Origin of the sequence: Streptomyces sp. NPDC047706 (genome assembly GCF_043204795.1) — a bacterium.
Lineage (GTDB): Bacteria > Actinomycetota > Actinomycetes > Streptomycetales > Streptomycetaceae > Streptomyces.
The window spans coordinates 14,601-39,480 of the sequence record NZ_JBIDCW010000038.1 but is presented as its reverse complement, the minus strand read 5'-3'; the positions used below and the strand labels follow the sequence as shown (position 1 = coordinate 39,480).

29 protein-coding genes and 1 tRNA gene are annotated in these 24,880 nt (G+C 72.8%); 17 read left to right on the top strand and 13 right to left on the bottom strand.

The genetic code is table 11. The features are described from left to right. Window positions 1-3 precede the first annotated feature (3 nt). The 5 genes from ACGF8A_RS32310 to ACGF8A_RS32290 all read left to right on the top strand — a co-directional run bounded on the left by ACGF8A_RS32310 (window position 4) and on the right by ACGF8A_RS32290 (window position 6,070). Entirely contained in the window at window positions 4-2,109 is a 2,106-nt protein-coding gene (locus ACGF8A_RS32310) for a penicillin acylase family protein (protein WP_393113929.1), read from the top strand. Further along, complete coding sequence (locus tag ACGF8A_RS32305) at window positions 2,102-2,710, top strand: GNAT family N-acetyltransferase (protein ID WP_393113927.1); 609 nt, start codon at window positions 2,102-2,104, stop codon at window positions 2,708-2,710. The genes ACGF8A_RS32310 and ACGF8A_RS32305 overlap by 8 nt, the downstream gene beginning before the upstream one ends. Continuing rightward, window positions 2,707-3,180, top strand: coding sequence for a cupin domain-containing protein (locus tag ACGF8A_RS32300; protein WP_393113925.1), 474 nt, complete (start codon window positions 2,707-2,709; stop codon window positions 3,178-3,180). Before ACGF8A_RS32305 ends, ACGF8A_RS32300 begins: the two co-directional genes overlap by 4 nt. After that, entirely contained in the window at window positions 3,177-3,941 is a 765-nt protein-coding gene (locus tag ACGF8A_RS32295) for an SDR family NAD(P)-dependent oxidoreductase (RefSeq protein WP_393113922.1), read from the top strand. The genes ACGF8A_RS32300 and ACGF8A_RS32295 overlap by 4 nt, the downstream gene beginning before the upstream one ends. Before the next feature lie 233 nt (window positions 3,942-4,174). Next, on the top strand, window positions 4,175-6,070 hold the full coding sequence (locus ACGF8A_RS32290; protein ID WP_393113920.1) for a copper resistance CopC/CopD family protein: 1,896 nt from the start codon (window positions 4,175-4,177) through the stop codon (window positions 6,068-6,070). A gap of 61 nt (window positions 6,071-6,131) precedes the next feature. Here ACGF8A_RS32290 and ACGF8A_RS32285 read toward each other — a convergent pair. From ACGF8A_RS32285 to ACGF8A_RS32270, 4 genes are all read right to left on the bottom strand, one after another. After that, a tRNA-Ser gene (locus ACGF8A_RS32285) sits at window positions 6,132-6,216 on the bottom strand. Between the two features lie 155 nt (window positions 6,217-6,371). Next, complete coding sequence (gene tadA, locus ACGF8A_RS32280; RefSeq protein ID WP_393113987.1) at window positions 6,372-6,803, bottom strand: tRNA adenosine(34) deaminase TadA; 432 nt, start codon at window positions 6,801-6,803, stop codon at window positions 6,372-6,374. Window positions 6,804-6,859: 56 nt separating this feature from the next. Next, a complete protein-coding gene (locus tag ACGF8A_RS32275; protein ID WP_393113917.1) occupies window positions 6,860-7,396 on the bottom strand; it encodes a hypothetical protein in 537 nt (178 codons plus the stop codon). Window positions 7,397-7,699: 303 nt separating this feature from the next. Next, window positions 7,700-7,903, bottom strand: a complete 204-nt coding sequence (locus ACGF8A_RS32270) for a hypothetical protein (RefSeq protein WP_393113915.1) — start codon at window positions 7,901-7,903, stop codon at window positions 7,700-7,702. 96 nt (window positions 7,904-7,999) lie between these two features. On the opposite strand from ACGF8A_RS32270, the gene upp reads away from it, so the two are divergent. Further along, window positions 8,000-8,635: a uracil phosphoribosyltransferase gene (gene upp / locus ACGF8A_RS32265; RefSeq protein ID WP_393113913.1), complete on the top strand. Its 636-nt coding sequence runs from the start codon at window positions 8,000-8,002 to the stop codon at window positions 8,633-8,635. 220 nt (window positions 8,636-8,855) lie between these two features. Here upp and ACGF8A_RS32260 read toward each other — a convergent pair whose 3' ends face one another. Together ACGF8A_RS32260 and ACGF8A_RS32255 are read right to left on the bottom strand one after the other, a co-directional pair. Further along, entirely contained in the window at window positions 8,856-9,476 is a 621-nt protein-coding gene (locus ACGF8A_RS32260; protein ID WP_393113985.1) for a LytR C-terminal domain-containing protein, read from the bottom strand. A 148-nt stretch (window positions 9,477-9,624) separates the two neighbouring features. Next, complete coding sequence (locus ACGF8A_RS32255; RefSeq protein ID WP_003991361.1) at window positions 9,625-9,921, bottom strand: type II toxin-antitoxin system VapB family antitoxin; 297 nt, start codon at window positions 9,919-9,921, stop codon at window positions 9,625-9,627. A gap of 104 nt (window positions 9,922-10,025) precedes the next feature. Here ACGF8A_RS32255 and ACGF8A_RS32250 point away from each other — a divergent pair, with 104 nt between their 5' ends. Then, complete coding sequence (locus ACGF8A_RS32250; RefSeq protein ID WP_393113911.1) at window positions 10,026-11,615, top strand: helicase HerA-like domain-containing protein; 1,590 nt, start codon at window positions 10,026-10,028, stop codon at window positions 11,613-11,615. 20 nt (window positions 11,616-11,635) lie between these two features. On the opposite strand, the gene ACGF8A_RS32245 is transcribed toward ACGF8A_RS32250, so the two are convergent. The 4 genes from ACGF8A_RS32245 to ACGF8A_RS32230 form a co-directional block, all read right to left on the bottom strand. Further along, window positions 11,636-11,761 carry a hypothetical protein gene (locus tag ACGF8A_RS32245; RefSeq protein WP_393113909.1) on the bottom strand — a complete coding sequence of 42 codons (126 nt, stop codon included), beginning with the start codon at window positions 11,759-11,761 and terminating at the stop codon, window positions 11,636-11,638. 52 nt (window positions 11,762-11,813) lie between these two features. Further along, window positions 11,814-12,143: a hypothetical protein gene (locus ACGF8A_RS32240; protein WP_393113907.1), complete on the bottom strand. Its 330-nt coding sequence runs from the start codon at window positions 12,141-12,143 to the stop codon at window positions 11,814-11,816. A gap of 853 nt (window positions 12,144-12,996) precedes the next feature. Beyond that, window positions 12,997-13,674, bottom strand: a complete 678-nt coding sequence (locus ACGF8A_RS32235) for an HdeD family acid-resistance protein (RefSeq protein WP_393113905.1) — start codon at window positions 13,672-13,674, stop codon at window positions 12,997-12,999. Between the two features lie 67 nt (window positions 13,675-13,741). Then, window positions 13,742-14,335 carry an HhH-GPD-type base excision DNA repair protein gene (locus ACGF8A_RS32230; RefSeq protein ID WP_393113903.1) on the bottom strand — a complete coding sequence of 198 codons (594 nt, stop codon included), beginning with the start codon at window positions 14,333-14,335 and terminating at the stop codon, window positions 13,742-13,744. A gap of 151 nt (window positions 14,336-14,486) precedes the next feature. Between ACGF8A_RS32230 and ACGF8A_RS32225 the strand changes: the two genes are divergently transcribed. The 5 genes from ACGF8A_RS32225 to ACGF8A_RS32205 all read left to right on the top strand — a co-directional run bounded on the left by ACGF8A_RS32225 (window position 14,487) and on the right by ACGF8A_RS32205 (window position 18,161). Then, on the top strand, window positions 14,487-14,666 hold the full coding sequence (locus tag ACGF8A_RS32225) for a hypothetical protein (protein WP_393113901.1): 180 nt from the start codon (window positions 14,487-14,489) through the stop codon (window positions 14,664-14,666). Further along, complete coding sequence (locus tag ACGF8A_RS32220) at window positions 14,663-14,956, top strand: Dabb family protein (protein WP_393113899.1); 294 nt, start codon at window positions 14,663-14,665, stop codon at window positions 14,954-14,956. The genes ACGF8A_RS32225 and ACGF8A_RS32220 overlap by 4 nt, the downstream gene beginning before the upstream one ends. A gap of 145 nt (window positions 14,957-15,101) precedes the next feature. Continuing rightward, a complete protein-coding gene (locus tag ACGF8A_RS32215; protein WP_393113897.1) occupies window positions 15,102-16,022 on the top strand; it encodes an RNA polymerase sigma factor SigF in 921 nt (306 codons plus the stop codon). Window positions 16,023-16,375: 353 nt separating this feature from the next. Further along, complete coding sequence (locus ACGF8A_RS32210; protein ID WP_393113895.1) at window positions 16,376-17,311, top strand: RNA polymerase sigma factor SigF; 936 nt, start codon at window positions 16,376-16,378, stop codon at window positions 17,309-17,311. A 553-nt stretch (window positions 17,312-17,864) separates the two neighbouring features. Beyond that, a complete protein-coding gene (locus ACGF8A_RS32205; protein ID WP_393113893.1) occupies window positions 17,865-18,161 on the top strand; it encodes a hypothetical protein in 297 nt (98 codons plus the stop codon). 8 nt (window positions 18,162-18,169) lie between these two features. On the opposite strand, the gene ACGF8A_RS32200 is transcribed toward ACGF8A_RS32205, so the two are convergent. Beyond that, window positions 18,170-18,364, bottom strand: coding sequence for a hypothetical protein (locus tag ACGF8A_RS32200; RefSeq protein WP_393113890.1), 195 nt, complete (start codon window positions 18,362-18,364; stop codon window positions 18,170-18,172). Window positions 18,365-18,546: 182 nt separating this feature from the next. Between ACGF8A_RS32200 and ACGF8A_RS32195 the strand changes: the two genes are divergently transcribed. Further along, on the top strand, window positions 18,547-18,996 hold the full coding sequence (locus ACGF8A_RS32195) for a MarR family winged helix-turn-helix transcriptional regulator (protein WP_393113888.1): 450 nt from the start codon (window positions 18,547-18,549) through the stop codon (window positions 18,994-18,996). 17 nt (window positions 18,997-19,013) lie between these two features. Then, on the top strand, window positions 19,014-21,521 hold the full coding sequence (locus ACGF8A_RS32190; RefSeq protein ID WP_393113886.1) for an MFS transporter: 2,508 nt from the start codon (window positions 19,014-19,016) through the stop codon (window positions 21,519-21,521). A gap of 265 nt (window positions 21,522-21,786) precedes the next feature. On the opposite strand, the gene ACGF8A_RS32185 is transcribed toward ACGF8A_RS32190, so the two are convergent. Then, the gene (locus tag ACGF8A_RS32185) at window positions 21,787-22,551 is read right to left on the bottom strand and encodes a GAF and ANTAR domain-containing protein (RefSeq protein WP_393113982.1); all 765 of its coding nucleotides are present in this window, start codon (window positions 22,549-22,551) and stop codon (window positions 21,787-21,789) included. A gap of 203 nt (window positions 22,552-22,754) precedes the next feature. On the opposite strand from ACGF8A_RS32185, the gene ACGF8A_RS32180 reads away from it, so the two are divergent. The 3 genes from ACGF8A_RS32180 to ACGF8A_RS32170 all read left to right on the top strand — a co-directional run bounded on the left by ACGF8A_RS32180 (window position 22,755) and on the right by ACGF8A_RS32170 (window position 23,999). After that, on the top strand, window positions 22,755-23,108 hold the full coding sequence (locus ACGF8A_RS32180; RefSeq protein WP_393113884.1) for an STAS domain-containing protein: 354 nt from the start codon (window positions 22,755-22,757) through the stop codon (window positions 23,106-23,108). Window positions 23,109-23,164: 56 nt separating this feature from the next. Continuing rightward, complete coding sequence (locus tag ACGF8A_RS32175; protein ID WP_393113882.1) at window positions 23,165-23,635, top strand: PPOX class F420-dependent oxidoreductase; 471 nt, start codon at window positions 23,165-23,167, stop codon at window positions 23,633-23,635. 178 nt (window positions 23,636-23,813) lie between these two features. After that, complete coding sequence (locus ACGF8A_RS32170) at window positions 23,814-23,999, top strand: hypothetical protein (protein ID WP_393113880.1); 186 nt, start codon at window positions 23,814-23,816, stop codon at window positions 23,997-23,999. Window positions 24,000-24,041: 42 nt separating this feature from the next. Here ACGF8A_RS32170 and ACGF8A_RS32165 read toward each other — a convergent pair whose 3' ends face one another. Further along, window positions 24,042-24,803: a TetR/AcrR family transcriptional regulator gene (locus tag ACGF8A_RS32165; RefSeq protein WP_393113878.1), complete on the bottom strand. Its 762-nt coding sequence runs from the start codon at window positions 24,801-24,803 to the stop codon at window positions 24,042-24,044. Window positions 24,804-24,880: the final 77 nt, after the last annotated feature.

Below are 24,880 nucleotides of genomic sequence, written 5' to 3'. Positions count from 1 at the left end.
CAGGTGACCATCGAGATCTACCGCGACGCCTGGGGCATCCCCCACCTGCGCGCCACCGACGCCCGTGAACTCGCCCGCGCCCAGGGCCGGGTCACCGCCCTCGACCGTGCCTGGCAGCTGGAGGTCGAACGCCACCGCGCCGGGGGCACCTCCGCCTCCTTCCTCGGTGCGGCCGCCGTGCCCTGGGACGTGCTCGCGAGACGGGCGCGCCTGGCCGACACGGCGGAACGTTCCTTCAACGCCCTGGACCCCGAGACAGCCGACTGGGTGCGGGCCTACGTCGACGGCGTCAACGAGGGTCTGGCGGAAGGCGCCCGCCGTACCCCGGAGTTCGCCGACGCGGGACTTGCCCCCGGACGCTGGGAGCCCTGGACCCCGCTCGCCGTCTGGATCGCCACGCACATCCTGTTCGCGGGCTTCCCGGCGAAGCTGTGGCGCGAGGAGGTGACACGGCGTCTGGGACCGGAGGCGGTGGCGCTGTTCGCCACGGACGGTCCCGGCACCTCCGGCAGCAACGGCTGGCTGGCCGCCGGAGAGCGGACCGTCACCGGACAGGCGGTGATCGCCGGAGACCCGCACCGCTTCATCGAGGAGCCGGGCGTCTACCAGCAGATACGCCTCAGCTGCCCGGAGTTCGACGTCGTCGGCCTCGCCGTGCCCGGCGTCCCGGGCACGGCCCACTTCGGCCACACCGGCGCGGTCGCCTGGGCCATCACCAACGCCATGGCCGACTACCAGGACCTGTACCGGGAGCGGCTGCGCCGGACGGGCGCGGGCGTGGAGGCACTCGGCCCGGACGGGCGGTGGGAACGGGCCCACCGCCAGACCGAGTCCGTGGAGGTGCGCGGGGCGGAGCCGGTGCCGGTCGAGGTCATCGAGACGGCCCGCGGACCGGTGATCGCCGGCGGGCCCGAGGGGCTGGACGACGGCACATTCCTCCCGGACGACCCGGAGCCCCCTCTCGCCCTCAGCCTGCGCCACCCGCCCCGGGTCCTCGCCGAGGCCGGCTTCGCCGCCCTGCTCCCGCTGCTGCGGGCCCGCACGGTCGCCGACGTCGACCGCGCCTTCGACAGCTGGGTGGAGCCGGTCAACGTCGTGCTGGCCGCCGACACCGAGGGCGGCACCCTGCACCGGGTGGCGGGCCGGGTGCCGGTCCGGTCCGAGGCGAACCAGGTCCGGCTCGTGCCCGCCTGGGAGCCCGGCCACGAGTGGCGCGGCTGGCACGAGATGCCCCGCGCGGGCCTGACCGACGGCATCGCGGTGATGGCCAACCAGCGCGGCCCGTCCGCCCCGCTCGGCGTCGAGTTCGCCCCGCCGCACCGCGCCCGGCGCATCGCCGCGCTGCTCGGCGGGAAGGAGCAGTGGTCGGCGACCGGCATGCCCACCCTCCACATGGACACCCACCTCGCCTCCGCCGCGCCCCTCCTCGGCCTGCTCCCCGCACTCGACGGCCTGTCCCCCGAGGCCGCCGCCCTGCGCGACCGGCTGCTGAGCTGGGACCGCCGCATGGACGCCACGAGCGAGCCGGCCGCCGACTACGCGGCCGTGCGCGGCGCCGTCGTCCGCCGCCTCGCCGCGCACCCGGCGTTCGGCCCGCTCACCGAGCCGCCCGCCTACCCCGAGGTCCTCCTCCCCTGGCTGGGACTCACCGCACGGATCGCGTTCGCCCTGGAGAACCTGCTGACGGCCGAGGAGCTGTACGGCATCGACCGCCCGGCGATCGTCCGGGCGGCGCTGGAGGAGGTGGCGGCCACCGGGACCGTCCGCACCTGGGGCGACACCCACCGCCTGGCCCCGTGGCGGGCGCTGCCCGGCACGCCGTACGCCACGAAGACGAACGCCGAACCGGCCCTGTCCGGCGACCACGACTGCGTGCTGTGCACCTCGGCGGTCCCCGGCCTCACCGACCTCGCGGCGCGTGGCCCGGCCGCCCGTTACGTCTGGGACCTGGCCCGGCGTGAGGACAGCCTGTGGGTGGTGCCGCTGGGCGCGTCCGGCGTGCCCGGCTCGGCGCATCACCGCGACCAACTCCCGCTGTGGACCAGGGGAGAGCTCGTCCCGGTCGTCACCGACTGGGCCCGCCTGACGAAGGAGAACGACGATGACTGACCCGTACGCCGACCGCACCGCCGTCCACGAACAGGTGATCGACGGCTTCGGCACCGTACGGCTGCTGCCCCTGGACGCGAAGGGCGACGCCGAGGTGATCCACGGCTGGGTGAGCCAGGAGCGGGCCGCCTTCTGGGGCATGAACGGGCTCACCCGGGACGAGGTGGCCGGCATCTACGCCCACATGGACACCCTCGACACCCATCACGCGTACCTGGTGGTGAAGGACGGCGACCCGGCAGCGCTGTTCCAGACGTACGAGCCGGAGGCGGACCGGGTCAGCGAGTGCTACGACGCCGAACCCGGCGACATCGGCGTCCACCTGATGCTCGCGCCGGCCCGCCCCGGCGGGGCCCGCGCCGGCTGGACGGCGGCGCTGGTGCACGCCGTTGCCTCGTACGTGTGGCTCGGCCTGAACCGGCGGCGCATCGTGGTCGACCCGGACGTGCGCAACGGCAAGGCGATCGAGCGCTTCCTGCGACTGGGGTTCGTGGCCGGTCCGAAGGTCGTACTGCCGGAGGTGAACCTGCCCGACGTGCACCTGCCGGAGAAGCACGCTCAACTGGCCTTCCTCACCCGGCCGGTAGCCTTCCCGGCGTGACTCCCGAAGACCTCGTCGCGCACTACGCCCTGGAGCCCCTCCCGCGCGAGGGCGGCCTGTTCCGGCAGACCTGGGCCGGACCGGACCGCCCCGACGGGCGCCCGGAGGGCACCGCCATCGTCGCCCTGCTCCAGCGGGACGACCACTCCGCCCTGCACCGCCTGCCCACCGACGAGGTCTGGCACTTCTACCTCGGCGATCCGCTGGAACTGCTGCTCCTCGCCCCCGACGGCACCTCCCGCACGGTCGTCCTCGGACCGGACGTGCTCGGCGGCCAGCACCCGCAGTTCACCGTGCCGGCCGGCACCTGGATGGGCGGGCGGGTCGCCGAGGGCGGTGCCTGGACGTTCCTCGGCTGCACGATGGCGCCCGGCTTCACCTTCGAGGGCTACGAGCACGGCGACGCGGCCGAGCTGACCGCCCGCTACCCGGACCTGGCCGACCGGATCGTGGCACTGTGCCGGGCATGAGGCTGCTGGAGGGCCAGGTCGCCCTCGTCACGGGCGCGGGCGGCGGAATCGGCCGGGGCATCGCCCTGCGGTTCGCGGAGCAGGGCGCGGCGGTCGCCGTGCACTGCCGTACGTCGGTGGAACAGGCGCGCGCGGTGGCCGGCCAGGTGCGGGACCTGGGCGGCCGGGCCGTCGTCCTGCGGGCCGACCTGAACGACGAGGACGAGTGCCGGCGGGTGGTGCGCGAGGCCGCCGAGTTCGGTGCGGGACGGCTGACCGCGCTGGTCAACAACGCCGCCGTGCAGCCGGTCCAGGAACTCGCCCGGATGACCGCCGCCGACTGGCGGACGGTCGTGGACACCAACCTCACCAGCGTGTTCGCGTGCACGCAGGCGGCCGTCGAGGTCATGAGGGAGCGCGGCGAAGGGGGTTCGGTGACGCACCTCGCCTCCATCGAGGCGAGCGCACCCGCACCCGCGCACGCGCACTACTGCGCCTCCAAGGCGGCGGTCGTCATGCACGCCCGGTCGGCGGCGCTGGAGTACGGGCGTCATGGGATCCGCGTCAACACCGTCTCGCCCGGGCTGATCGACCGGGAGGGCCTGGCGGAGGCCTGGCCGCAGGGCGTGGAGCGCTGGCATCGGGCGGTGCCGCTCGGCCGGCTGGGCCGGGCGCAGGACGTCGGCGACGCGTGCGTCTTCCTGGCCTCGCCGCTGGCGTCCTGGGTGACGGGTCACGACCTGGTGGTGGACGGGGGGATCTCGGCACGACCCACGTGGTGAGATCCCGCCCCGCCGGACGCCGGTCCGGTGCCCGGCACTGGCGGACCGGATGCCGTGCCCTTACGGCTCCGGGTGCCGTGCCCGCACGGCTTCCGGTGACCACGCCGGCAGCCGTATCCGGACGGCTCCCGGACGGCCGCGCCGCGGCCGCCGCATCCGTGCCGGTCCCTGCTGAGCACACCGGCCACCGCATCCGTACGTATCCCGGAAGCAGATCCGACGACGGAGAAGCGATGGGGATGCGCGACGGCGGAGCACGGCACGGCGACGGGTACGGCGCACCCGCCCCACCCGGGGGCCTCCGGCGACTTCGCAGGCCGTTGCTGCTGGTCGCGGCGCTCGCCCTGGTCCTCCTCGGCTGCACCTCCCCCGCCTCCGCGCACAGCGCGCTCGGCGACACCGCCCCCCGCGACGGAGCGGTCCTCGACTCCGCCCCCCGCCACATCACCCTGACCTTCACCGAGGCCGTCGGCCTCATGGACGGCTCGGTCCGGGTCATCGACCCGGAGAACCGCAGCGTCGACACGGGGGAGGCCGCGCACCCCGGCGACCGCGCCGACACCGTCCGCGTCGGCCTCCCCGCCGATCTGGCGGACGGCACGTACACCGTGGCCTGGCGCGTCGTCTCGGCGGACAGTCACCCGGTCTCGGGCGCGTTCCTCTTCTCGGTCGGCGAACCGTCCGCGACGACCGCCGCGGTGACCGCCCCGGCCGAGGACCCGGCGACCGCCGCGCTCCACAACATCGCCCGCTACGCCGCGTACGGCGCCCTCGCCCTGCTCATCGGCGTCGCCGTCTTCCTGTCCGCCGTCCTCGGCGGCCCGGCCGCCGCCCTGCGCCGGCTCCTCCCCGCCGCCTGGCTGACCCTGGTGATCTCCACGGTCGCCCTGCTGCTCCTGCGCGGCCCCTACGAACGCGGCAACGGCCTCGAGGACGCCCTCGACCCGGCCGTGCTGGGCGCCACGCTCACCACCCGACCCGGCCTGGCGCTCCTGGCGCGGCTGGCCCTGCTGGCGGCGGCCTTCGTCCTGGTACGCCGCTCGGCGGCCCGTACCGCGCACCCCGTTGCCGGTATGGCGCTCTGCGTCGCGCTGGCCCTCACCTGGGCCGCCGCCGAGCACGCCTCCGCCGGCATCCAGGTGCCGGTGGCGATGACGTCGTCCGTGCTCCACCTGCTGGCCATGGCGGTCTGGCTGGGCGGGCTTACGGCCCTGCTCGTCGTCCTCCACCGCACCCCGCACGACCTCACGTCCGCCGCCGTCGCCCGCTTCTCCCGGCTGGCCCTCGCCTCGGTGGCCGTCCTCACCGTCACCGGCGTCTACCAGTCCTGGCGGGGCCTCGGCACCTGGGAGGCCCTCACCGGTACGACGTACGGCCGCTTCCTGCTGGCCAAGGTGGCCGCGGTGGCCATGCTGCTGGCGGCGGCGGGCTTCTCCCGCCGCTGGACGCATCGCTGGGCGGCGGAACCGGGGCGGGCTGCGGCCGAGGCGCGGGTGCTGGAGACGGTGGGGGCGGGCGCGGCCGCGATCGCACCGGTGGAGCCGCCGACGGGCCTCTCCGGCGCCGCCGGGGCCGGGCACGGTGAGGCGGGCGGGCACCCCGCCGAGCAGGATCAGGTACAGGCCCCCGGTCCCGACCGCCACCGCAGTGCCCTGCGCCGCTCCGTCCTGGCCGAGTTCGTCACCGCCGTGCTGGTGCTGATGATCACCACCCTCCTCACCGTCACCGTCCCCGGCCGCGCCGCCACCGAGTCCGCCGCGGCGCAGGCGGCCGCCAGCCCCGGCGGGCCCACCGCCTCCAGCAGTACGGTGCCCTTCGACGTGGGCACGGCGAACGGCCGCGGCAAGGTGCAGCTCGACCTCGCCCCCGGGCGGGTCGGGCCGAACCGGGTGCAGGCCATCGTCTTCGGCCCCGACGGCGGCATCGTCACGGTCCCCGAGCTGAGCCTCAGCCTCACCCTGCGCGCGCAGGACGTCGGCCCGATCGACGCCGAGTTGGAGAACCGTGGCGGCTACTGGAACACGGACGAACTCCAGCTCCCGCTGCCCGGCGTGTGGACCATGAAGATCACCGTCCGCACGACGGACATCGACCAGGTCACGGTGGAGAAGGACGTCCGCATCGGCTGAGCGGTGATGAGCGGGGACCACGAAAGGGCGGTCCCATCGGGACCGCCCTTTCGGCTGTGAGCGGTAGCGGAGGGATTTGAACCCTCGGTGACTTGCGCCACACTCGCTTTCGAGGCGAGCTCCTTCGGCCGCTCGGACACGCTACCGAGGGAGACCTTACAGCAAGGTGGGGCGTGCTCCGAAATCCGTTTCCGGCTGCCCCGGAGCACGGCAGCCGCGAGGCCGTGGCGCGGTCGGCGCGGTGCCGTCAGCGGTACGGGAGAGAGCCGTCAGCGGTCGCTCGAGCCCCGGAAGAAGGCCGTCAGCGGTCCCGGAAGAAGTCGGTGAGCAGCCCCGCGCACTCCTCGGCGAGCACGCCCTCGATCACCTCGGGGCGGTGGTTGAGGCGCCGGTCGCGTACGACGTCCCAGAGGGAGCCGGCGGCGCCGGCCTTGTCGTCACGGGCGCCGTAGACGACCCGGTCCACCCGGGACTGCACGAGCGCGCCCGCACACATCGTGCACGGCTCCAGGGTCACCACCAGCGTGCAGCCGGTCAGCCGCCATTCGCCCAGCCGGGCGGCGGCCCGCCGGATCGCGAGCACCTCGGCGTGCGCGGTCGGGTCGCCGGTGGCCTCGCGCTCGTTGTGCCCGGCGGCGAGCGCCGTGATGCCGTCGGCGGCGAGGACGACCGCGCCGACGGGGACGTCACCGCCCCGGACCGCCTGCCCGGCCTCGTCGAGGGCGAGCCGCATCGCGGCCCGCCAGGGGTCGCGCACCGGATCCGGGGCCGTACGGGGATCGGACGGGGTCAGCGGACGGTCTCCAGCGTCTCCGAGGCGCCCAGGGCGTCGGCGATCTCGGTGACCGCGTCGGCCGACAGCGACCGCAACTCCTTCTCGCTGACGCCCAGGTCGTCGAGGACGGCGGCGTCGCCGACCGGGCCGTGCGGCACGGCCTCGGCGGCGCCGCCGTCCTCCTCGCCGTCGTCGCCGTCCCCGTCGGGCTCACCGTCCTCGGTGCCGTCGAGGTCGAGGGCGTCCAGGTCGTTGCCGTCGTCGGCGGGATCCCGGCCGAGCAGTTCGTCGGTGAGCAGGATCTCGCCGTAGCTGCTGCGGGCTGCTGCGGCGGCGTCCGAGACGTAGATGCGAGGGTCGTCCTCACCATCGATGCGGACGACGCCGAACCAGGCGTCCTCCTGCTCGATGAGGACGAGCACCGTGTCGTCGTCGGGAGAGGCTTCCCGGGCCAGGTCGGCCAGATCCGACAGGGTCTCCACGTCGTCGAGCTCTGTGTCGCTCGCTTCCCACCCGTCTTCGGTGCGCGCGAGCAGTGCGGCGAAGTACACCGTGACTCTCCCACTGGTCTGAGGCGTGCCGGTTGGGGGTCCCCCCGGCGGAGGCTGCGGGCGGGGAGCGCTCGGGCTCCGAGCCCCACCCACTCGGAATCGTGGCAGAAACAAGGCGCTCAGGGGACGTCTTCGGCCCGCTGTGTCCGGCTGTTTTGATCGCACGTCCGCGAACGACTCACCGGCACACTCGTTGCCGCCACCAGCGGATCGTACGCGGCTTCCGAGCGGGGCCACGTAGGCCCACCCCGACAACGACCGCGCGTGGCGCGGTTCTTCCCGGCCCTCGGCGGGTGGCGGTGGCTACCAGCGGAACGTTCGCATGCGCATCGCGTGGCGCAGCCGGGCCGCCTTGGCGCGGCGCGGCTGGACGCGGTCACGCAGTTCTCTGGCTTCGGCGAGTTCCCGCAGGAACCTCGCCCGGCGCCGCCTCCGCTCGGCGTCGTTCTCCTGCGCGCCCGCGTCCGGCCGGGACGCGTGGTCGGGCAGCTCTGGCAGGTCAGGCATAGGCACACCACCCCTATCCGTCCCTCTCACCTTCCCCCGGACGGCCCGTTTGACGCCAGACAGTGGCGGCAACGAAGCGCGGTTACTGTTGTGCCCATGCGTCTCCACGTCGTCGACCACCCTCTGGTCGCCCACAAGCTCACCACGCTGCGCGACCGCCGCACCGACTCGCCGACCTTCCGTCGCCTGGCCGACGAGCTGGTCACCCTGCTCGCCTACGAGGCCACGCGCGACGTGCGCACCGCACAGGTCGACATCTCCACCCCCGTCGCCGCCACCACCGGCGTCAAGCTCTCCCACCCGCGCCCGCTGGTCGTGCCGATCCTGCGGGCCGGCCTCGGCATGCTGGACGGCATGGTCCGGCTGCTGCCGACCGCCGAGGTGGGCTTCCTGGGCATGATCCGCAACGAGGAGACGCTCGAGGCCTCCACGTACGCCACCCGCATGCCCGAGGACCTCTCCGGCCGCCAGGTGTACGTGCTGGACCCGATGCTGGCGACGGGCGGCACCCTGGTCGCGGCGATCCAGGAGCTCATCAAGCGCGGCGCCGACGACGTGACGGCCGTGGTCCTGCTGGCCGCGCCCGAGGGCGTCGAGCTGATGGAGCGCGAGCTGGCCGGCACCCCGGTGACGGTCGTGACCGCCTCGGTCGACGAACGCCTCAACGACCACGGCTACATCGTCCCGGGCCTGGGCGACGCGGGTGACCGGATGTACGGGGCGGCCGAGTAGCCGGAAATCCCCGGCCCGTCCAGCAGTCCCGCTCGCTGCGGGCCCGCCGAGCAGGCGCCCGGGGCGTGCCCGGCTGCGGGCAACCGGCGACAAGCGGGTGCACCGTACAGCCGGGCAAGCAGGCGCACCGCACAGCCGGGCAGGCGGGCGCAGCGGCCGTGCCGCGCGAGCGGGCCCGGCTACTGCGCCGGCTCGGCGGACGCGGCTCCGTACGCCGCGCTCAGCAGCTCTTCTTCCCAGCCGCGGCCGCCGGCTGCGGCGCGGTCAGCGCGGCCAGCGCCCGGTCGGCGGCCGGCTTCTTCGCGAGTTCCTTGAAGCCGTCGCCGATGATGAGGTCGACCGCCGGGCCCTTACGGGCCCGGTCCGTGCTGCGCTCGGCGCCCGGCACCTGCGTGGCCAGCACGGGCAGTGCGGTGTTGAGGGCCGAGGTGGGCCCGATCAGCAGCCCGGTGCCCTTCACCTTCTTGTCCCACTGCTTCGGCGCGTTGCCCACCTCGCCGATTGTGAAGCCACGCTTCTTCAGCTCGTCGGCGGTCCTCTTGGCGAGGCCGCTGCGGGTCGTGGCGTTGAGCACGTTGACGGTGACGGCGCCGGGTTTCGGCACGGTGACGGCCACGGCCGCGCTGGGCGAGGGGCTCGCCTTGGTGGCGCAGCCCGCCTTGGTGCCGGCCGCGGAGGCTGTGTCGCCGCCTGTGAAGACGTCGACGAGCTGGAGGGTGCCCCAGCTCAGGACGCCGATCACGACGACGGACGCGGTGACGACGAGTACGAGCCTGCCGCGCCTTTGGGGTGGACGCATCCGCGGGTACTTGTCCCCCGTGATCCGGTACTGGCCGCCCATGCCAGGGGGAGTCAGCATGCTCATGAGCGCAGCGTAGTGCGCTCGGGCGGCAATGCCTACTAGATGATCATCGGACGCCGCACAGGAGAACCCGAAAGGGCCAAGCCGTTGCCGGCCGGTGCCGTTCGCGGGGTTCGCGCGGGGTGGGTCAGTCCAGCTCGAGGACGCGCGCGTGGAGCACCTGGCGCTGCTGGAGCGCCGCACGCACCGCGCGGTGCAGACCGTCCTCCAGGTAGAGGTCGCCCTGCCACTTCACGACGTGCGCGAAGAGGTCGCCGTAGAAGGTGGAGTCCTCGGCCAGGAGGGTCTCCAGGTCGAGCTGCTGCTTCGTCGTGACGAGCTGATCGAGGCGGACCGGGCGCGGCGCGACGTCCGCCCACTGCCGGGTGCTGTCCCGGCCATGGTCGGGGTACGGCCGGCCGTTTCCGATGCGCTTGAAGATCACACGGAAAGCCTACCGGTCAAGACCTTCCGGGCGCAGCCATGGAGAGGGAGTGCAACGCTGGAAAAGATGCCGCTATTCGGGTGAAAACAGAACAGGGGTCTGACATGAGTGACAGCGAGACCGTGCCCGCGGCCACCAACCCCGAGGCGCCCGGCAGCGCTCCCGCCCTCCCGGAGGAGGCCCTGAGAATCGCCGCCGGGTACGCGTTCGGCGGGCCCGCCCTGGATCTGGGAGCCCTGCTGTGGGACGGCCGGTGCCTGCCTGACGCCCAGGTCCGCATCCCACTGCCGATGCTGAACCGGCACGGCCTGGTCGCGGGTGCCACCGGCACGGGCAAGACGAAGACGCTCCAGCTCATCGCCGAGCAGCTCTCCGCGCAGGGCGTCCCCGTCTTCCTCGCCGACATCAAGGGCGATGTGTCCGGCATCTCGGCGCCCGGCCTGCCCAACGACAAGATCCGCTCCCGCGCCTCCGAGGTCCATCAGCGGTGGACCGCGACCGGCTTCCCGGCCCAGTTCTACGCCCTCGGCGGCATCGGCCACGGCATCCCGCTGCGCGCGACGGTCACCAGCTTCGGCCCGGTCCTGCTCGCCAAGGTCCTCCAGCTCAACCAGACCCAGGAACAGTCCCTGGGCCTGGTCTTCCACTACGCCGACGCCAAGGGCCTGGAGCTGATCGACCTCAAGGACCTGCGCGCGGTCGTCGCCTTCCTCACCTCCGACGAGGGCCGGGCCGAGCTGAAGGCCGTCGGCGGTCTGTCCACCGCGACCGCCGGGGTGATCCTGCGTGCGCTGACCGGTTTCGAGGCGCAGGGGATGGGCTCCTTCTTCGGGGAGCCGGAGTTCGACACGGCGGAGCTGTTGCGCACGGCGCAGGACGGGCGGGGCCTGGTGTCGGTCCTGGAGCTGCCGGCGGTGCAGGACAAGCCGCGGCTCTTCTCGACCTTCCTGATGTGGCTGCTCGCCGATCTCTTCCACGACCTGCCAGAGGCCGGCGACGTCGACAGACCCAAGCTGGTCTTCTTCTTCGACGAGGCGCACCTGCTCTTCGACGACGCGTCGAAGGCGTTCCTGGACTCGATCACGCAGACCGTGCGGCTCATTCGCTCGAAAGGGGTCGGCGTCTTCTTCGTCACCCAGACCCCCAAGGACCTGCCCGGCGACGTCCTCGCCCAGCTCGGCAACCGCGTCCAGCACGCCCTGCGCGCCTTCACCCCCGACGACCAGAAGGCCCTGAAGGCGACGGTCAGGACCTTCCCCGACTCCGCCTACGACCTCGAAGAACTCCTCACCGGCCTCGGCACCGGCGAGGCCGTGGTCACGGTCCTCAGCGAGAAGGGCGCCCCGACGCCGGTCGCCGCGACCCGGCTGCGCGCGCCCGAGTCCCTGATGGGCCCGGTCGACGCGGCTGCCCTGGACACGGCGGTGACGTCCTCGCCGCTGTTCGGCCGCTACGCACAGGCGGTGGACCGGGAGTCGGCGTACGAGAAGCTGGAGGCGGCGAAGGCGCGGCGGCCGGCGCCGGAGGCAGAACCGGAGCGGCAAGCGGGCGGGAGCACGGCCCGCCGGGAGGAATCCGTCGTCGAACAGGTCGTGGGAAGCGGCATGTTCAAGTCGCTGGCCCGTTCCATCGGCACCCAGATCGGGCGGGAGATCACCCGCTCCCTCTTCGGGACGGCGCGGCGGAGGCGGTAGGGCCCGCCTCCGCCCACGGCTCAGCGATCCCGCTTCTTCGGCGGTCGTGGCGGCTGCTTGGTGTCCTTGAGTTCCGTCTTCGGTTCGTTACGGATGGCCTCCGCGCGTACCAGTGCGCGCAGAACGGCGTAGGGATCCGAGGGCATGGCTGTGACTCCTTGCGTCGTACCGGCTGACCTGGGGGGAACCACAGGCCGGTCAGCAGCGCAGGACCACCGAGCGCAGGGCCCGCAGTGGGTACGGCGGCCCGGTCGGCGCGTGAGCGGGGCGGTCGGGCGTGGTCCGCCTGCCCGGGGAGGGCGACCGCGCGGGCCGCTGCGGCACGACGGGCCGGTGCCCGCTCCGCCCCGGCGGCCGCGCAACGGTGTCCAGTACGTCGGCCTCGACCGCCTCCCCCGCCACCACGGAGACGGGCCCGACCGCCGCCTCCGCGTGCGCCACGGGCAGAAGCAGCACCAGCAGCAGCGCGAGCATCCGTGGCCAGGCGCGCCGGCGCACGACGCGACGGGACTGCGGGGAGGCGCTCACAGCAGGTCATCTCCCCGGCCAAGGCGCGGCGTCCATCGCATGGCGTCCGGAATCCGCCCGCTCGGCGTAGGGGCGCGACGGGAGGAGGCGCGGGCGGAACGGAGCACCGCCCCGGCGGGACGGCGTGGGACGGCGAGAGGCCACGCCGAGGCAGCGGCTGCAGCCGGCCACAGGGCGCTGGGACCCGGCGACGACATGACGGACGCCGCCCACGAGCCGACGGCACCTCGCAACGGCACGGCGGACGCCGGCGGCGTAGCGGTGGGGCGCGGTGACCTGACGGAGGCATGCGGGAAGCCGCCGTCGGAACGCGGCGAGACGCTGGTGGAGTACGGGGAATCGCTGTCGAGGCTCGGCATCCCGCCGAGGCCACGCTGGGCGTCGCCATCGCGCCGGGGCGACCCGCTGACGCCACGCAGGGAGGCGCCGTCGGGACCCGGCGACCCGTCGGTGACACGCGGCGACGCATCACCGGCACAGGGCCGCCCACCGGCCCGGCCCCGCGGCACAGGCGCCGTACCCGCACCGGCCGGCAGAGCACCCGTGACGCACGACGACGAACCGGCACCCCGCCGCACGACACCAGCGACCCACCACGACGAACCGGCACCCCGCCGCACGACACCAGCGACCCACCACGACGAACCGGCACCCCGCCGCACGACACCAGCGACCCACCACGAGCCGGGGACGGCCGGTACCGCGTCGGTGGCAGGCAGTCGTGTGCCGGGGCCGGCGGCCGGTGGTGGCGTGGCCGGGAGGGGCCCGGGGTGCGGGGACATGCCGGTCGGGAGGGGCCTGAAGGCGGGGTGCGGGGATATGCCGGTGGGGGGTGAGGTCGCGGGCACGGTCGTCACACCTCGCGGGGTACCTGGCGTGCGCGGCCCCGGATGCGCAGGGCCGTGACGATCTCGACCACGCCCACCACCACGAGCCAGCACCCGGCGACCACCGTGAGGACGGCGACCGATTCGAACGGCGAGACGATCAGGACGATTCCGGCGACGAAGGTCACCGCACCGAGGAGGATCTGCCAGCCGCGGGCGGGCATCGCCGGGTCGGAGGCGGCGGCCAGCGTCTGGGTGATGCCGCGGAAGAGCCAGCCGATCCCGATCCACAGGGCGAGCAGCAGGATCGACTGCATGGCCCCGCGGAAGCAGAACAGCCCCAGCAGGATGCCCAGGGCGCCGCTGATGAACGCCAGCACGCGCAGTGCGGTCGTCTTGTGGGTGCCGAACGCGGAGACGAGCTGGAGGACGCCGCTGAAGAGGAGGTAGAGGCCGAAGAGGACACCGGCGGCGACCAGCGAGGCGCCGGGCCAGATCAGGACGAGGACGCCCAGGACCAGGGACGCGATGCCGGTGACGAGGACCGCCTGCCAGGCCGCCCTGGCCAGCATGTGCAGCGGGCCCTCGAAGGGCGGTTCGGGACCCTCGTACGGCGGTCTCGGCGTGTGCGGGTCACGCGCGGCGTGCACGTGCCGGTCGTCGAACTCCGCTCCCCGCGGGGCCCCGCTCGGTGGCTCGGTCATGCTCCATGCTGGGAACGTGACCGAGCCGGCCGCACGCCGGAGCGGTCCAGACGAATGACGCCCGGCCCTACTTCTTCGCGGCCTTGGCCGCCTTCGCCGCCGCCTTCATCTCCTGCTTGTGCGCCCGCACCTTGGCCAGCGACTCGGGTCCGGTGATGTCGGCGACGGAGCGGAAGGACCGCGGTGCTCCGTAGTCGCCCGCGGCCTCCCGCCACCCCCGCGGCGTCACGCCGAGCTGCTTGCCGAGCAGCGCGAGGAAGATCTGGGCCTTCTGCTTGCCGAAGCCGGGCAGCTCCTGAAGCCGCCTCAGCAGTTCCCGGCCGTCGCCGACGTCCGCCCAGACGGCGTTCGCGTCACCGTCGTAGTGCTCGACGAGGTACTGGCACAGCTGCTGGATCCGCTGAGCCATCGAACCCGGGTAGCGGTGCACGGCCGGCTTGTCGGAGAGCAGCGCCGCGAACGCCTCCGGGTCGTACGCGGCGATCTCCTGCGCGTCCAGGTCGGCCACGCCCATCCGGCCGGCGATGGTCGCGGGGCCCTTGAACGCCCACTCCATCGGAATCTGCTGGTCCAGCAGCATCCCGATCAGCGCGGCGAGCGGGGAGCGTCCGAGCAGTTCATCGGCCTCGGGGTCCTGTGCGAGGTGAAGGGTGACGTCCATGTACCGATGATCCCGCGCCGGCCGTTCCGCCGCCTCCCCGTGTGCGGTCGCCGTTCAGCGCGCCGTTGGTCGTCAAATACGACGTGAAGCTACACTCGCGGCCGGCAAACAGGCGTTCCATACGGGCACAGCAGGCGCAGGGGAGGCCGCGGTGGCGGTGAATTCGAAGAAGGTCGCCGTCTATGTCGTCGTGGTCTTCGCGCTCTACGTGATCATCACTGACCCCGCCAAGGCGGCCGACTACGTCCAGATAGGCTTCGAGGGCATATCGGACGCCGCCCAGGCCATCGGCGACTTCATGACCTGGGTCGCCAACGGAGGAAAGTCATGATCCGCCATCTGGTCCTCTTCAAGCTCAACGAGGGTGTGGAGCGAGACGACCCTCGCGTGGTCGCGGGTGTTGACACCTTCCGTGCCCTCGAAGGCAGGATCCCGGAGATCCGCTCCTGGGAGCTCGGCTGGAACTTCAGCGACCGGCCCATCGCGTACGACTTCGCCATCAGCTCGTCGTTCGACGACCGGGCCGCCCTGACCCGGTACCTGGAGCACCCGGAGCACCAGGCGGGCGTCGCGCCGTGGCGGGAGTTCGCCACCTGGGTGATCGCGGACTACGAGTTCTAGACGGACGGCCATGAGCCCCCCGCCGGAACGGCGGGGGGCTCTCATGCGCCTTATGCCCCAACTTGCCCTCAACACGGCGTTATGCGGTGCTTGCACACAGTGCACATGTCTTGTGATGCTATGACCGCTTTTGACGGATGAGTTGATGGATCACGAGGTGGAGTTGACCGTGCCGGCCAGTACTGCGCCTCAAGCCCCGCCCCAGGAGACACCCGCCCCAGAAGCCTCCGTCCCAGAAGCCTCCGTCCCGCAAGCAGCCGCCCCGGAAACGCCCGCCCCCGAACCGGCGCCCCAGCGCAGCAGCCGGGGCGCCGACACCCGGGCACTGACCCAGGTGCTGTTCGCCGAGCTGAAGAAGCTGGAGCCGGGCACGCCGGAGCACAACCGGGTGCGCGGGGCGCTGATCGAGGCCAACCTCCCGCTGGTGCGCTACGCGGCCGCCCGGTTCCGCTCCCGCAACGAACCCATGGAGGATGTCGTCCAGGTCGGCACCATCGGCCTGATCAACGCCATCGACCGCTTCGACCCGGACCGGGGCGTGCAGTTCCCGACCTTCGCGATGCCGACCGTCGTCGGCGAGATCAAGCGGTACTTCCGGGACAACGTCCGCACCGTCCACGTGCCGCGCCGGCTGCACGAGCTGTGGGTGCAGGTGAACAGCGCCACCGAGGACCTGACCACCGCCTTCGGGCGCTCCCCGACCACCGCCGAGATCGCCGAGCGGCTGCGCATCACCGAGGACGAGGTGCTGTCCTGCATCGAGGCCGGGCGCTCGTACCACGCCACCTCGCTGGAGGCGGCCCAGGAGGGCGACGGGCTGCCCGGACTTCTCGACCGGCTCGGCTACGAGGACCCGGCCCTGGACGGCGTGGAGCACCGCGACCTCGTACGGCATCTGCTCGTCCAGCTTCCCGAACGCGAGCAGCGGATCCTGCTGCTGCGTTACTACAGCAATCTGACGCAGTCACAGATCAGCGCGGAACTCGGCGTCTCCCAGATGCACGTCTCCCGGCTGCTCGCCCGCAGCTTCCAGCGCCTGCGGTCGGCGAACCGCATCGACGCCTGACCCAGGGCTCCTTAACCCAGGGACCCCGTCCGGCGCAAGAGCGAACGGGATCACCACGCGGCCGCGAATCGAACCGGCGCACAACCGAAAGCGGGCTCGACACGTCACCGTGGAGAGCGAATCGCTCACCAGGCCCTTTGGCGGTCCTTCCGTCCCGAATACCCGTCAGACCCCCTTCTGCCAGGGGGTATTCGCATCTCGCATGTCGACATGTCACTACAGCGCGTTGCCGACATGTGACATTCTGCGGGAAGCGCGTTTGCCGGTGCCCCGGCGCCGGTATTCAGGTGAAGGCTGCGCTCCGCAACGAGGAGCGTTTCGCCGCGACCGTCCCGCGACCCAAAGGGGGTGGCATGTCCGCAGACCAGGGCAGCTCGAAGGTGCTCACGCTCACCAAGAGCGAGACAGCGCCCGAGGCGCTCGACGCGCACGACGCGCTCGACCCCATCGATGACGTCCCGGCCCTGGCAGCCGTTCCGGCCCCGGCCCTCCCGGCTGCGGAGGTCCCGGCCCCGCAGGCCCCGGCGGACATCGACACCCGCACCCTGTCCCGCTCCCTGTTCCTGCGGCTCGCCGCACTCGACGAGGACAGCCCGGAGCGCGCGTACGTCCGGGACACCCTGATCGAGCTCAACCTCCCCCTCGTGCGCTACGCGGCGGCCCGCTTCCGCTCCCGCAACGAGCCGATGGAGGACATCGTCCAGGTCGGCACGATCGGGCTGATCAAGGCCATCGACCGGTTCGACTGCGAGCGCGGCGTCGAGTTCCCGACGTTCGCGATGCCGACCGTCGTCGGCGAGATCAAGCGCTTCTTCCGCGACACCTCGTGGTCGGTGCGGGTGCCGCGCCGGCTCCAGGAGCTGCGCCTGGCCCTGACCAAGGCCAGCGACGAGCTGTCCCAGAAGCTGGACCGCTCCCCCACGGTCACCGAACTCGCCACGGTGCTCGGCGTGTCCGAGGAGGACGTCGTCGACGGCCTCGCCGTCGGCAACGCCTACACCGCCTCCTCGCTGGACTCCCCGGCGCCCGAGGACGACGGCGGCGAGGGTTCCCTGGCCGACCGGCTCGGCTACGAGGACAGCGCTCTGGAGGGCGTGGAGTACCGCGAGTCGCTCAAGCCGCTGCTGGCCAAACTCCCGCCCCGGGAGCGGCGGATCATCATGCTGCGCTTCTTCGCCAACATGACCCAGTCGCAGATCGGCGAGGAGGTCGGCATCTCCCAGATGCACGTCTCCCGCCTCCTCACCCGCACGCTGGCGCAGTTGCGCGAGGGCCTCATCTCCGACTGACCCCTCCCCGCTCCTTCCTTCCTGACGGGCCGTCAGTCACACTGGCGCGATGCGTGGGGCATGGAGCGCGTTCAGCACACAGTCGCCTCGCCGCCGTGGTGCCCTGCTGGGTGCCGCGGCGGCCCTCGTGTGCACGGGGGGCGTACTGGCCGCGTGCGGCAGCGGTGGCGGTGACGGCGGGTACGTCGCGGTCGGCGCGGCAGGCGGCCCGCCCGGGGCGTCCGGCACGGCGGGCGCACGGCCGGGCGGGGTCACGCTGGTGCCGCTCGACGGGACCCGGACTGCGGACGGGACGGGCCGGCAGCGCAACTCGCCTGAGGACCCGGTTGCTTCGGCCCCCGCCTCCGCGGGAGGGCGGACGCCGGACCGGACACCACCGCCCGCGGACGACGCCTCCGCCCCTGCGGACGACCGCCGCACGGCGCCCCCTTCGGGCGGCAGCCCCGGTCCCGGCGGTACGACGGCAGGCCCACCGCCGCCGGTCCCCACCCGCCCGTCCGGCCCCACGCCGGGGCCCGGCCGGCCGGCGCCGCCAGGACCGGCCGAGGTGAGCATGGGCACGCCCGTGCGGAAGCCGGCGGACAGACGGTGGTGCGAGCAGGTGACCGTCGCCTTCCACAACACCGGCGCGAGCGCGGTGCGTTCGGGCACGGCCACCTTCGGGACGCACATCATCGGCGCGCTCGGCGTCGACTGGGGGACGATCGAGTCGAGTGAGGAACTCCCGGCGCCGATCGCGGCCGGCGCACGGAAGGAGCGGACCTGGACGGTGTGTGCCGACGCCTGGCGGGTGCCGCTCGGCATGCACGTCGAGACGCGGGACGTCTCGGCCTGGGTCCGGTGGGAGTGACGGGGCGGTTACTTCAGTGCGAGCCAGGCGACCGCGGCGACGATGAGGACGGCCGCCACGATGCCGACGATCAGTCCGACGCGCGGGCCGGCCTGGGTGGCCGGCTGCTGCCGGCCCTGCGGGGCCTCGTCGACGAAGGCCCGGAACATCTGCGTGTTGCCTGCGGGGTCGTGGTTGCCCTGGGGACCCGGGTTGTTAGCCATGCCCCGAGACCCTAGCGAAAAGGCCTGACGGGCCCAAGTGGGGGTCGCACCGGGCCCGACCTGCACGTTAACGGTCGCAATACTTGCCTTTGCCAAGTTTTTGTGGCCTGACCCCCGATTTAGCTTGCCTGCAGCAACCAACGTTTCTATGGTTGCCCTAAGCAACTGAACTGGGAGAGGTCATGGCAGAGCGGGCGCAGTACGAGGAACTGGCGCGTCAGTTCAGCGCCTTCGGGGCCGTGAAACGGGAGATGGGGCGGATCCTGCCGTCCGAGTGCCCGAGCGGCTCCGCCGCCGTCCTCACACTGCTCGGCCGGTACGGCGAGATGCGCATGAGCAGGCTCGCCGAGCTGCTCAGCGTCGACATGTCGGTCACCAGCCGCCATGTCGCGCACGTGGCCGGACGGGGCTGGATCGAACGCCTGCCGGATCCGGCGGACAAGCGCTCCCGCATCCTGCGCCTGACCCCCAGTGGCCTGGACCAGCTCGACGAGCTGTCCCGGCGGACCACACACCTGCTCGCCCAGCGGCTGAGCGACTGGAGCGACGACGAGGTCGGCCGGCTGATCCAGCTGATGACCCGGCTCCGGGCGAGCTTCGACGACTGCACCCGTACACCCGCAAACACGTGAGAGAGAAAAGGGAGCCCATGGCAACATCCACACCAGCCGGTGTGCGGGCCCACGCCAGGCACGGAGGTGGCGCCCACGGCTCGCACGGCTCCGGCGCCCCGATGACGCACCGGCAGATCATGGAGGCGCTGACCGGGCTGCTGCTCGGCATGTTCGTGGCGATCCTGTCCTCGACGATCGTCTCCAACGCCCTGCCCGACATCATCCAGGACCTCGGCGGCGGCCAGAGCGCCTACACCTGGGTGGTCACCGCGTCGCTGCTGGCGATGACCGCGTCCACGCCGCTGTGGGGCAAGCTCGCGGACCTCTTCTCCAAGAAGCTGCTGATCCAGCTGGCCCTGGTGATCTTCATGCTGGGATCGGCGGCGGCCGGTCTGTCGCAGGACCCCGCGACGCTGATCACCTTCCGCGCGGTGCAGGGCATCGGCATGGGCGGCCTGTCCTCGCTGGCCCAGATCATCCTCGCGGCGATGATCTCCCCGCGTGAGCGCGGACGCTACAACGGATACCTGGGCGCCACCTTCGCGACCGCCATGGTCGGCGGCCCGCTCATCGGCGGCGTCATCACCGACACCGACTGGCTCGGCTGGCGCTGGTGCTTCTACGTCGGCGTCCCGTTCGCCGTCATAGCCCTCGCAGTCCTTCAGCGCACCCTGCACCTGCCGGTCGACAAGCGGCGGGTCAAGGTCGACTGGGCGGGCGCCTTCTTCATCACGGCCGCGGTCTGCCTGCTGCTGATCTGGGTGACCTTCGCCGGTGACAAGTACGACTGGGTGTCCTGGCAGACGTACGCCATGGTCGGTGGCACGGTCGCGCTGCTCGCGATCTTCCTGATCATCGAGACGAAGGCATCCGAGCCGATCGTGCCGCTGCGGCTGTTCCGCAACCGCACCATCACGCTGGCCTCGCTCGCCTCGCTGTTGGTGGGCATCGCGATGTTCGCCGGCACCATCTTCTTCAGCCAGTACTTCCAGCTGGCCCGGGACGAGTCGCCGACCATGTCCGGCGTCCTGACCATCCCGCTGATCGGCGGCCTGTTCGTCTCCTCCACCGTCTCCGGCCAGGTCATCACCCGCACCGGACGCTGGAAGACGTGGCTGCTGGCCGGCGGTGTCCTGGTGACCGGCGGCCTCGGCCTGCTCGGCACGATCCGGTACGACACCGAGTACTGGCACGTGGCGCTCTACATGGCCCTGCTCGGGCTCGGCGTCGGCATGATGATGCAGAACCTGGTGCTCGCCACGCAGAACCAGGTGACCCCCGGCGACCTGGGCGCCGCGAGTTCGGTGGTGAACTTCTTCCGCTCCCTCGGTGGTGCCGTGGGCGTCTCCGCGCTGGGCGCGGTGCTGACCCGCCGCATCACGGACTACGTCGAGGAGGGCGCGTCCGCCCTCGACCCGAAGTCGGCCGCCGCGCTCACCGGTTCGAGCTCCAGCGGCAGCATCCCGGACCTGGACGCCCTGCCCGGCCCGCTCCGCACCCTCTTCGAGAGCGCCTACGGCCACGGCATCGCGGACGTCTTCCTGTACGCCGCGCCGGTCGCGCTGCTCGCGCTGGTGTGCTCGCTGTTCATCAAGGAGGTGCCGCTGAGGACCAAGGGAGCGCTGGCGCAGGCCGCCGACGACGGGATCCCGGCACCGGCCGCCGCTCCCGCCGCTCAGCCGCTTGCGCGCGGGCCGGTCCTGGCGGACACCGAGGCCGGTGCCGACGGCACAGAGCGGCTCGCGGCCGCCGTCGCCGTGGCCACCGAAGCGCCGGTCCCCGGCGGCATCCCGGTCCGCGGCCATGTCCGCGGCGCCGGGAACGCGCCGGTCCCGCAGGCCGCCGTCACGCTGATCTCCCTGTCGGGCCGCCAGCTCGGCCGTTCGGTCGCGCAGGCGGACGGCTCGTACGCGGTGGACGCGCCGGGCACGGGTTCGTACGTCCTGATCGCCTCCGCCGACGGCTTCCAGCCGCAGGCCTGCACCGTCGTCGTGGGTGGCGAGCCGGTGTCGTACGACATCCTGCTCAGCGGCACCAGCGGGCTGACCGGTGTGGTGCGGGCCGCCGGGAACGCGCTGCCGGTGAAGGACGCGATGGTGATCGTGACCGACGTCCGGGGTGACCTGCTGGCCGGCCAGACCACCGGCGAACACGGCCAGTTCGGCTTCGCCGAGCTGGTGCCCGGCCCCGTGACGGTCGCCGTCAGCGCCGCCGGGTTCCGGCCGCGCGCGGTGCCTGCCGAGGTGGCGAACACCGGCGTCACCCGGGTCGGGGTCGACCTGGACGCGGGGGCCAGGGTGCAGGGCGTCGTACGGGCGCCGCACGGGCCGCTGGCCGACGCGCGCGTGACGCTGGTCGACGCGGCCGGCAACGTCGTCGGCACCGCGACGACCGGGTCGGACGGGGCGTACGCCTTCACCGATCTGGACGGCGGCGAGTACACCGTGATCGCGAGCGGCCACCCGCCGGCGGCGACCGCGCTGACGGTCACCGGTGCCGGCGTCGACAGCCACGACATCGAGCTCGCCCACCCCGGCGAGTAAGCACGTGGAAGCACCAGCTCCGGCCCGTGGCGGGTGCCCCGTCACGGGCCGGTTCCAGTACGGGGAGTCAGGAAGGACAGGGGACCGACCGCGAGGATCCGTACCCGGGACGGATGGGCCGTGTCGCACGCGGTCGTCACCGTGACGGACGCGAGGGGCACGCGGGTGCCGCGGGCCGAGGCGGACACCCCCGGGCACGGTGCGGGACGGGACGCCGCGGGAGCCGGGGGAGGAGGCGCTGCCGGGGGCGTGAGCCTGCTCCGCCTCACGCCGGCGGATGCGCGTCCACGAGCCGGCGGGCGAGGTCGCGCAGCTTGACGTTCTCCCGCTGGGAGGCCCGCACGAGGCTCTCGAAGGCCTCCCCCGCGTCCATGTTCATCCGCTCCATCAGGATCCCGGTGGCCTGCCCGATCAGGTCGCGGGTGCGCATGGCCTCGGTGAGCTGCTCACGCACGGTCGCGGAGTCCAGGGCGATGCTGACGTGGGCGGTGAACAGGCGGCCGATCCGCGTCGCCACCTCGTCGAAGACGTGCGGCTTGCGGGCGTAGGCGGTGAGGACGGTCAGGCTGCGCCTGTCGGCCCGCAGCCGCAGCGCCAGCGCCGAGCGCAGCCCGAGACCGGCCGGGCCTTCGCCGCCCTCCTCGGCCTGACCGTCGGCGAGCCGGACGACGGGGGCGTTCCACAGCCGGGTCCAGTACGGCGGCCGGGCACCGTCGCCGCCGTACGCCTCGACGGCGCGTACCAGCTCGTCGCTCCAGGCCACCGTGCGACGGTCACCGTCCCGCTCGATCACGGAGATCGCGGCGTACTCGGCGCCCGGCAGCAGCCGCACCGCGAGCCGCACGGCGGTGTCCAGCGTGGTGTCCGGGGTGAGCGTCTCATGGAGTTGCTGCGCCGCCACCGTCAGTGCTTCGGCCAGCTCGAAACCAGCCGGAAAACGGTGCAAACCAGAAAAGTCGGACGCAGTCACCACGAACCTCTTCAGCGAGCGCGGCCACAAAGCCGTGCGCAGGAGAGCTCCGCAGCACATTCCCGACTGCGAGCACAGGACGGACAGCACTTTATCTGCTCCGTTGCGGTGAGGTGACGCCCGGCTGACGGTCTTTCCGGACACCTTTGAACCGGGCGGCGGGCGTGATGGAATGGGCCGACGGGTCAGGAAGCGGCCTCTTCGGAATACGGAACCGGACGATCGTCTGCCGTCTGCCACATGCCGTCTGCCAGGTGAGTGCCGTGACCCCCTTCCCCACCCCCTGCCGGGTGCGCGACCTGCCCGGCTGCACCCTGCTCGCCCTCCCCGCCGAGATCGACCTCGGCAACGGCGCCGCCCTGTACGCCGCGGCGACCGCCGTCGCCGACGCCCGCACCGATGAGCTGCGGCTGCTCGTACTCGACTTCAGCGCAACCGAGTTCATGGACTCCCAGGGCGCCCGCCTGGTCGTGGACGTCCGCCACCACCTCCCGGCGCACGTCCAGCTCCGCGTGGTGGCGCCCCCCGACGGCGTGCCGAACCGCGTCCTGGAGGTGACCGGCGTCCGGCGCGACGTCCCCGTCCACACCGACCTCACGGAGGCGCTGGCCGCGTGACGGTGCCTCCCGCAGGGCCGGCCGCCGCGGGCCCCGCTCCCCCTAGGCTGCCGTCCATGGCACCGAACATCGCGACCAGCACCCGCGTCTCGCTCGACGAGCTCCTGGACTTCGTACGTCCCCGTCATCACGCCCTGCTGCTCACCCGCCGCGCCGACGGCGGCCCCCAGGCGTCGCCGCTGACCTGCGGGGTCGACGACCCGGGCCGGATCGTCGTGTCCACCTACCCGGAGCGGGCCAAGACCCGCAACGCCAAGCGGGACCCCCGCGTCAGCCTCGTCGTCCTCAGCGACGACTGGAACGGGCCCTGGGTCCAGATCGACGGCACCGCCGAGGTGATCGACACCCCCGACTCCGTGGAACCGCTCGTCGAGTACTACCGGAACATCGCCGGGGAGCACCCGGACTGGGCCGAGTACCGCGAGGCCATGGTGAAGCAGGGCAAGTCGATCATCAGGGTGACGCCGCAGCGGTGGGGCCCGGTGGCGACGGGGGGATTTCCGGCGCGGCTGGTCGAGAGCGACTGAAGTCTCCTCCCAGCACGCGTGAACCCCGAATGCTCACCCAACTCCCCTGCGACCTCCGCCACTTTCCGACGGTCTCCTGATCGCGACGCCGGGTTCCGGGGTCCGCCAGTACGACGTCCGCACACCCGGCGTCGGGGGCCGCCCCGCCGAAGAGGGCGACTCCTGGCTGGGGGCGTCGGTGCCGCTGCGCGACTTCGACCACGACGGACTGGCCGAACTGGTCGCCACGGCGAACGGGAGGGGGCGGCTGCACATCCTCCCGGGCACGACGGCCGGCCCGCCGGGCACCGGCTCCGTCCTGCTCAGCGGGCAGTACCTGGGCCTGGGTGCCCGCCCGTACCTCGGCGCGGCCCTGGCGGGCTGACGCACCCGCGGCCGACAGGCGTACGCGCAGACGGTGAGCCGGTCAGCCGCGTTCGACCATGACTTCGATACCGGCCACCAGAAGGTCCAGGGCGAAGACGAAGTCCCGGTCCATCATCTCCGCTACCGTGTCGCCGCCGCGGGCCGCCATGAGGCTCTTGGACTCCTCGACGACCTCGGCGGTCTCCGGCACGTCACTCACCGAGCTCATGGCCTCCTGGAAGTAGTCGTCCGGGGTCATGCCGGTCTGCGCGGCGCGGGCGAAGAAGTGACCCTCGATCGTGCCGTAGCCGTAGACGAACTGGAAGACCGCCGAGATGGCGCCCGTCACGCCGTGCGCCGGAAGCCCGCTCCTGCGGATCACCCGCTGGACGGCGCGGGAGAAGGCCAGGTGGTTCGGCCCGATGTTGAGGTACGTCCCCGCGAGCGGCGACAGCCAGGGGTGGCGCACCAGCAGCGTCCGGTACCCGGTGGCCAGCGCGCGCAGTTGGTCGCGCCAGTCCCCGGCGGCGTCCGGGTCCGGCAGCCGCAGCTCGCCGAAGGCGGTGTCCAGGGCGAGTTCGAGGAGGTCGTCCTTGGTGTCGACGTACCAGTAGACGGACATCGCGGTGACGTTCAGCTCGGTGGCCAGGCGCCGCATCGAGAACTTGGCGAGGCCCTCGGCGTCGAGCAGCCGCACGGTCGCCTCGGTGATCCGCCGGAGGTCGAGGCCCGACGGCTGAGCGCTCCGGCCGCCGGTGCGGCGCGTCCTGTCCGCCAGCCAGACGCTGGTCCGCGCCGCCCGCCCCGCAGCTGCCTTCGCCATGGCGCACCTTCCTCGACAGTGGGTCCCTGATCACAAGGCTAGGCCGCGACGCCCGGCAGGGGGCATGGGGAACCGCC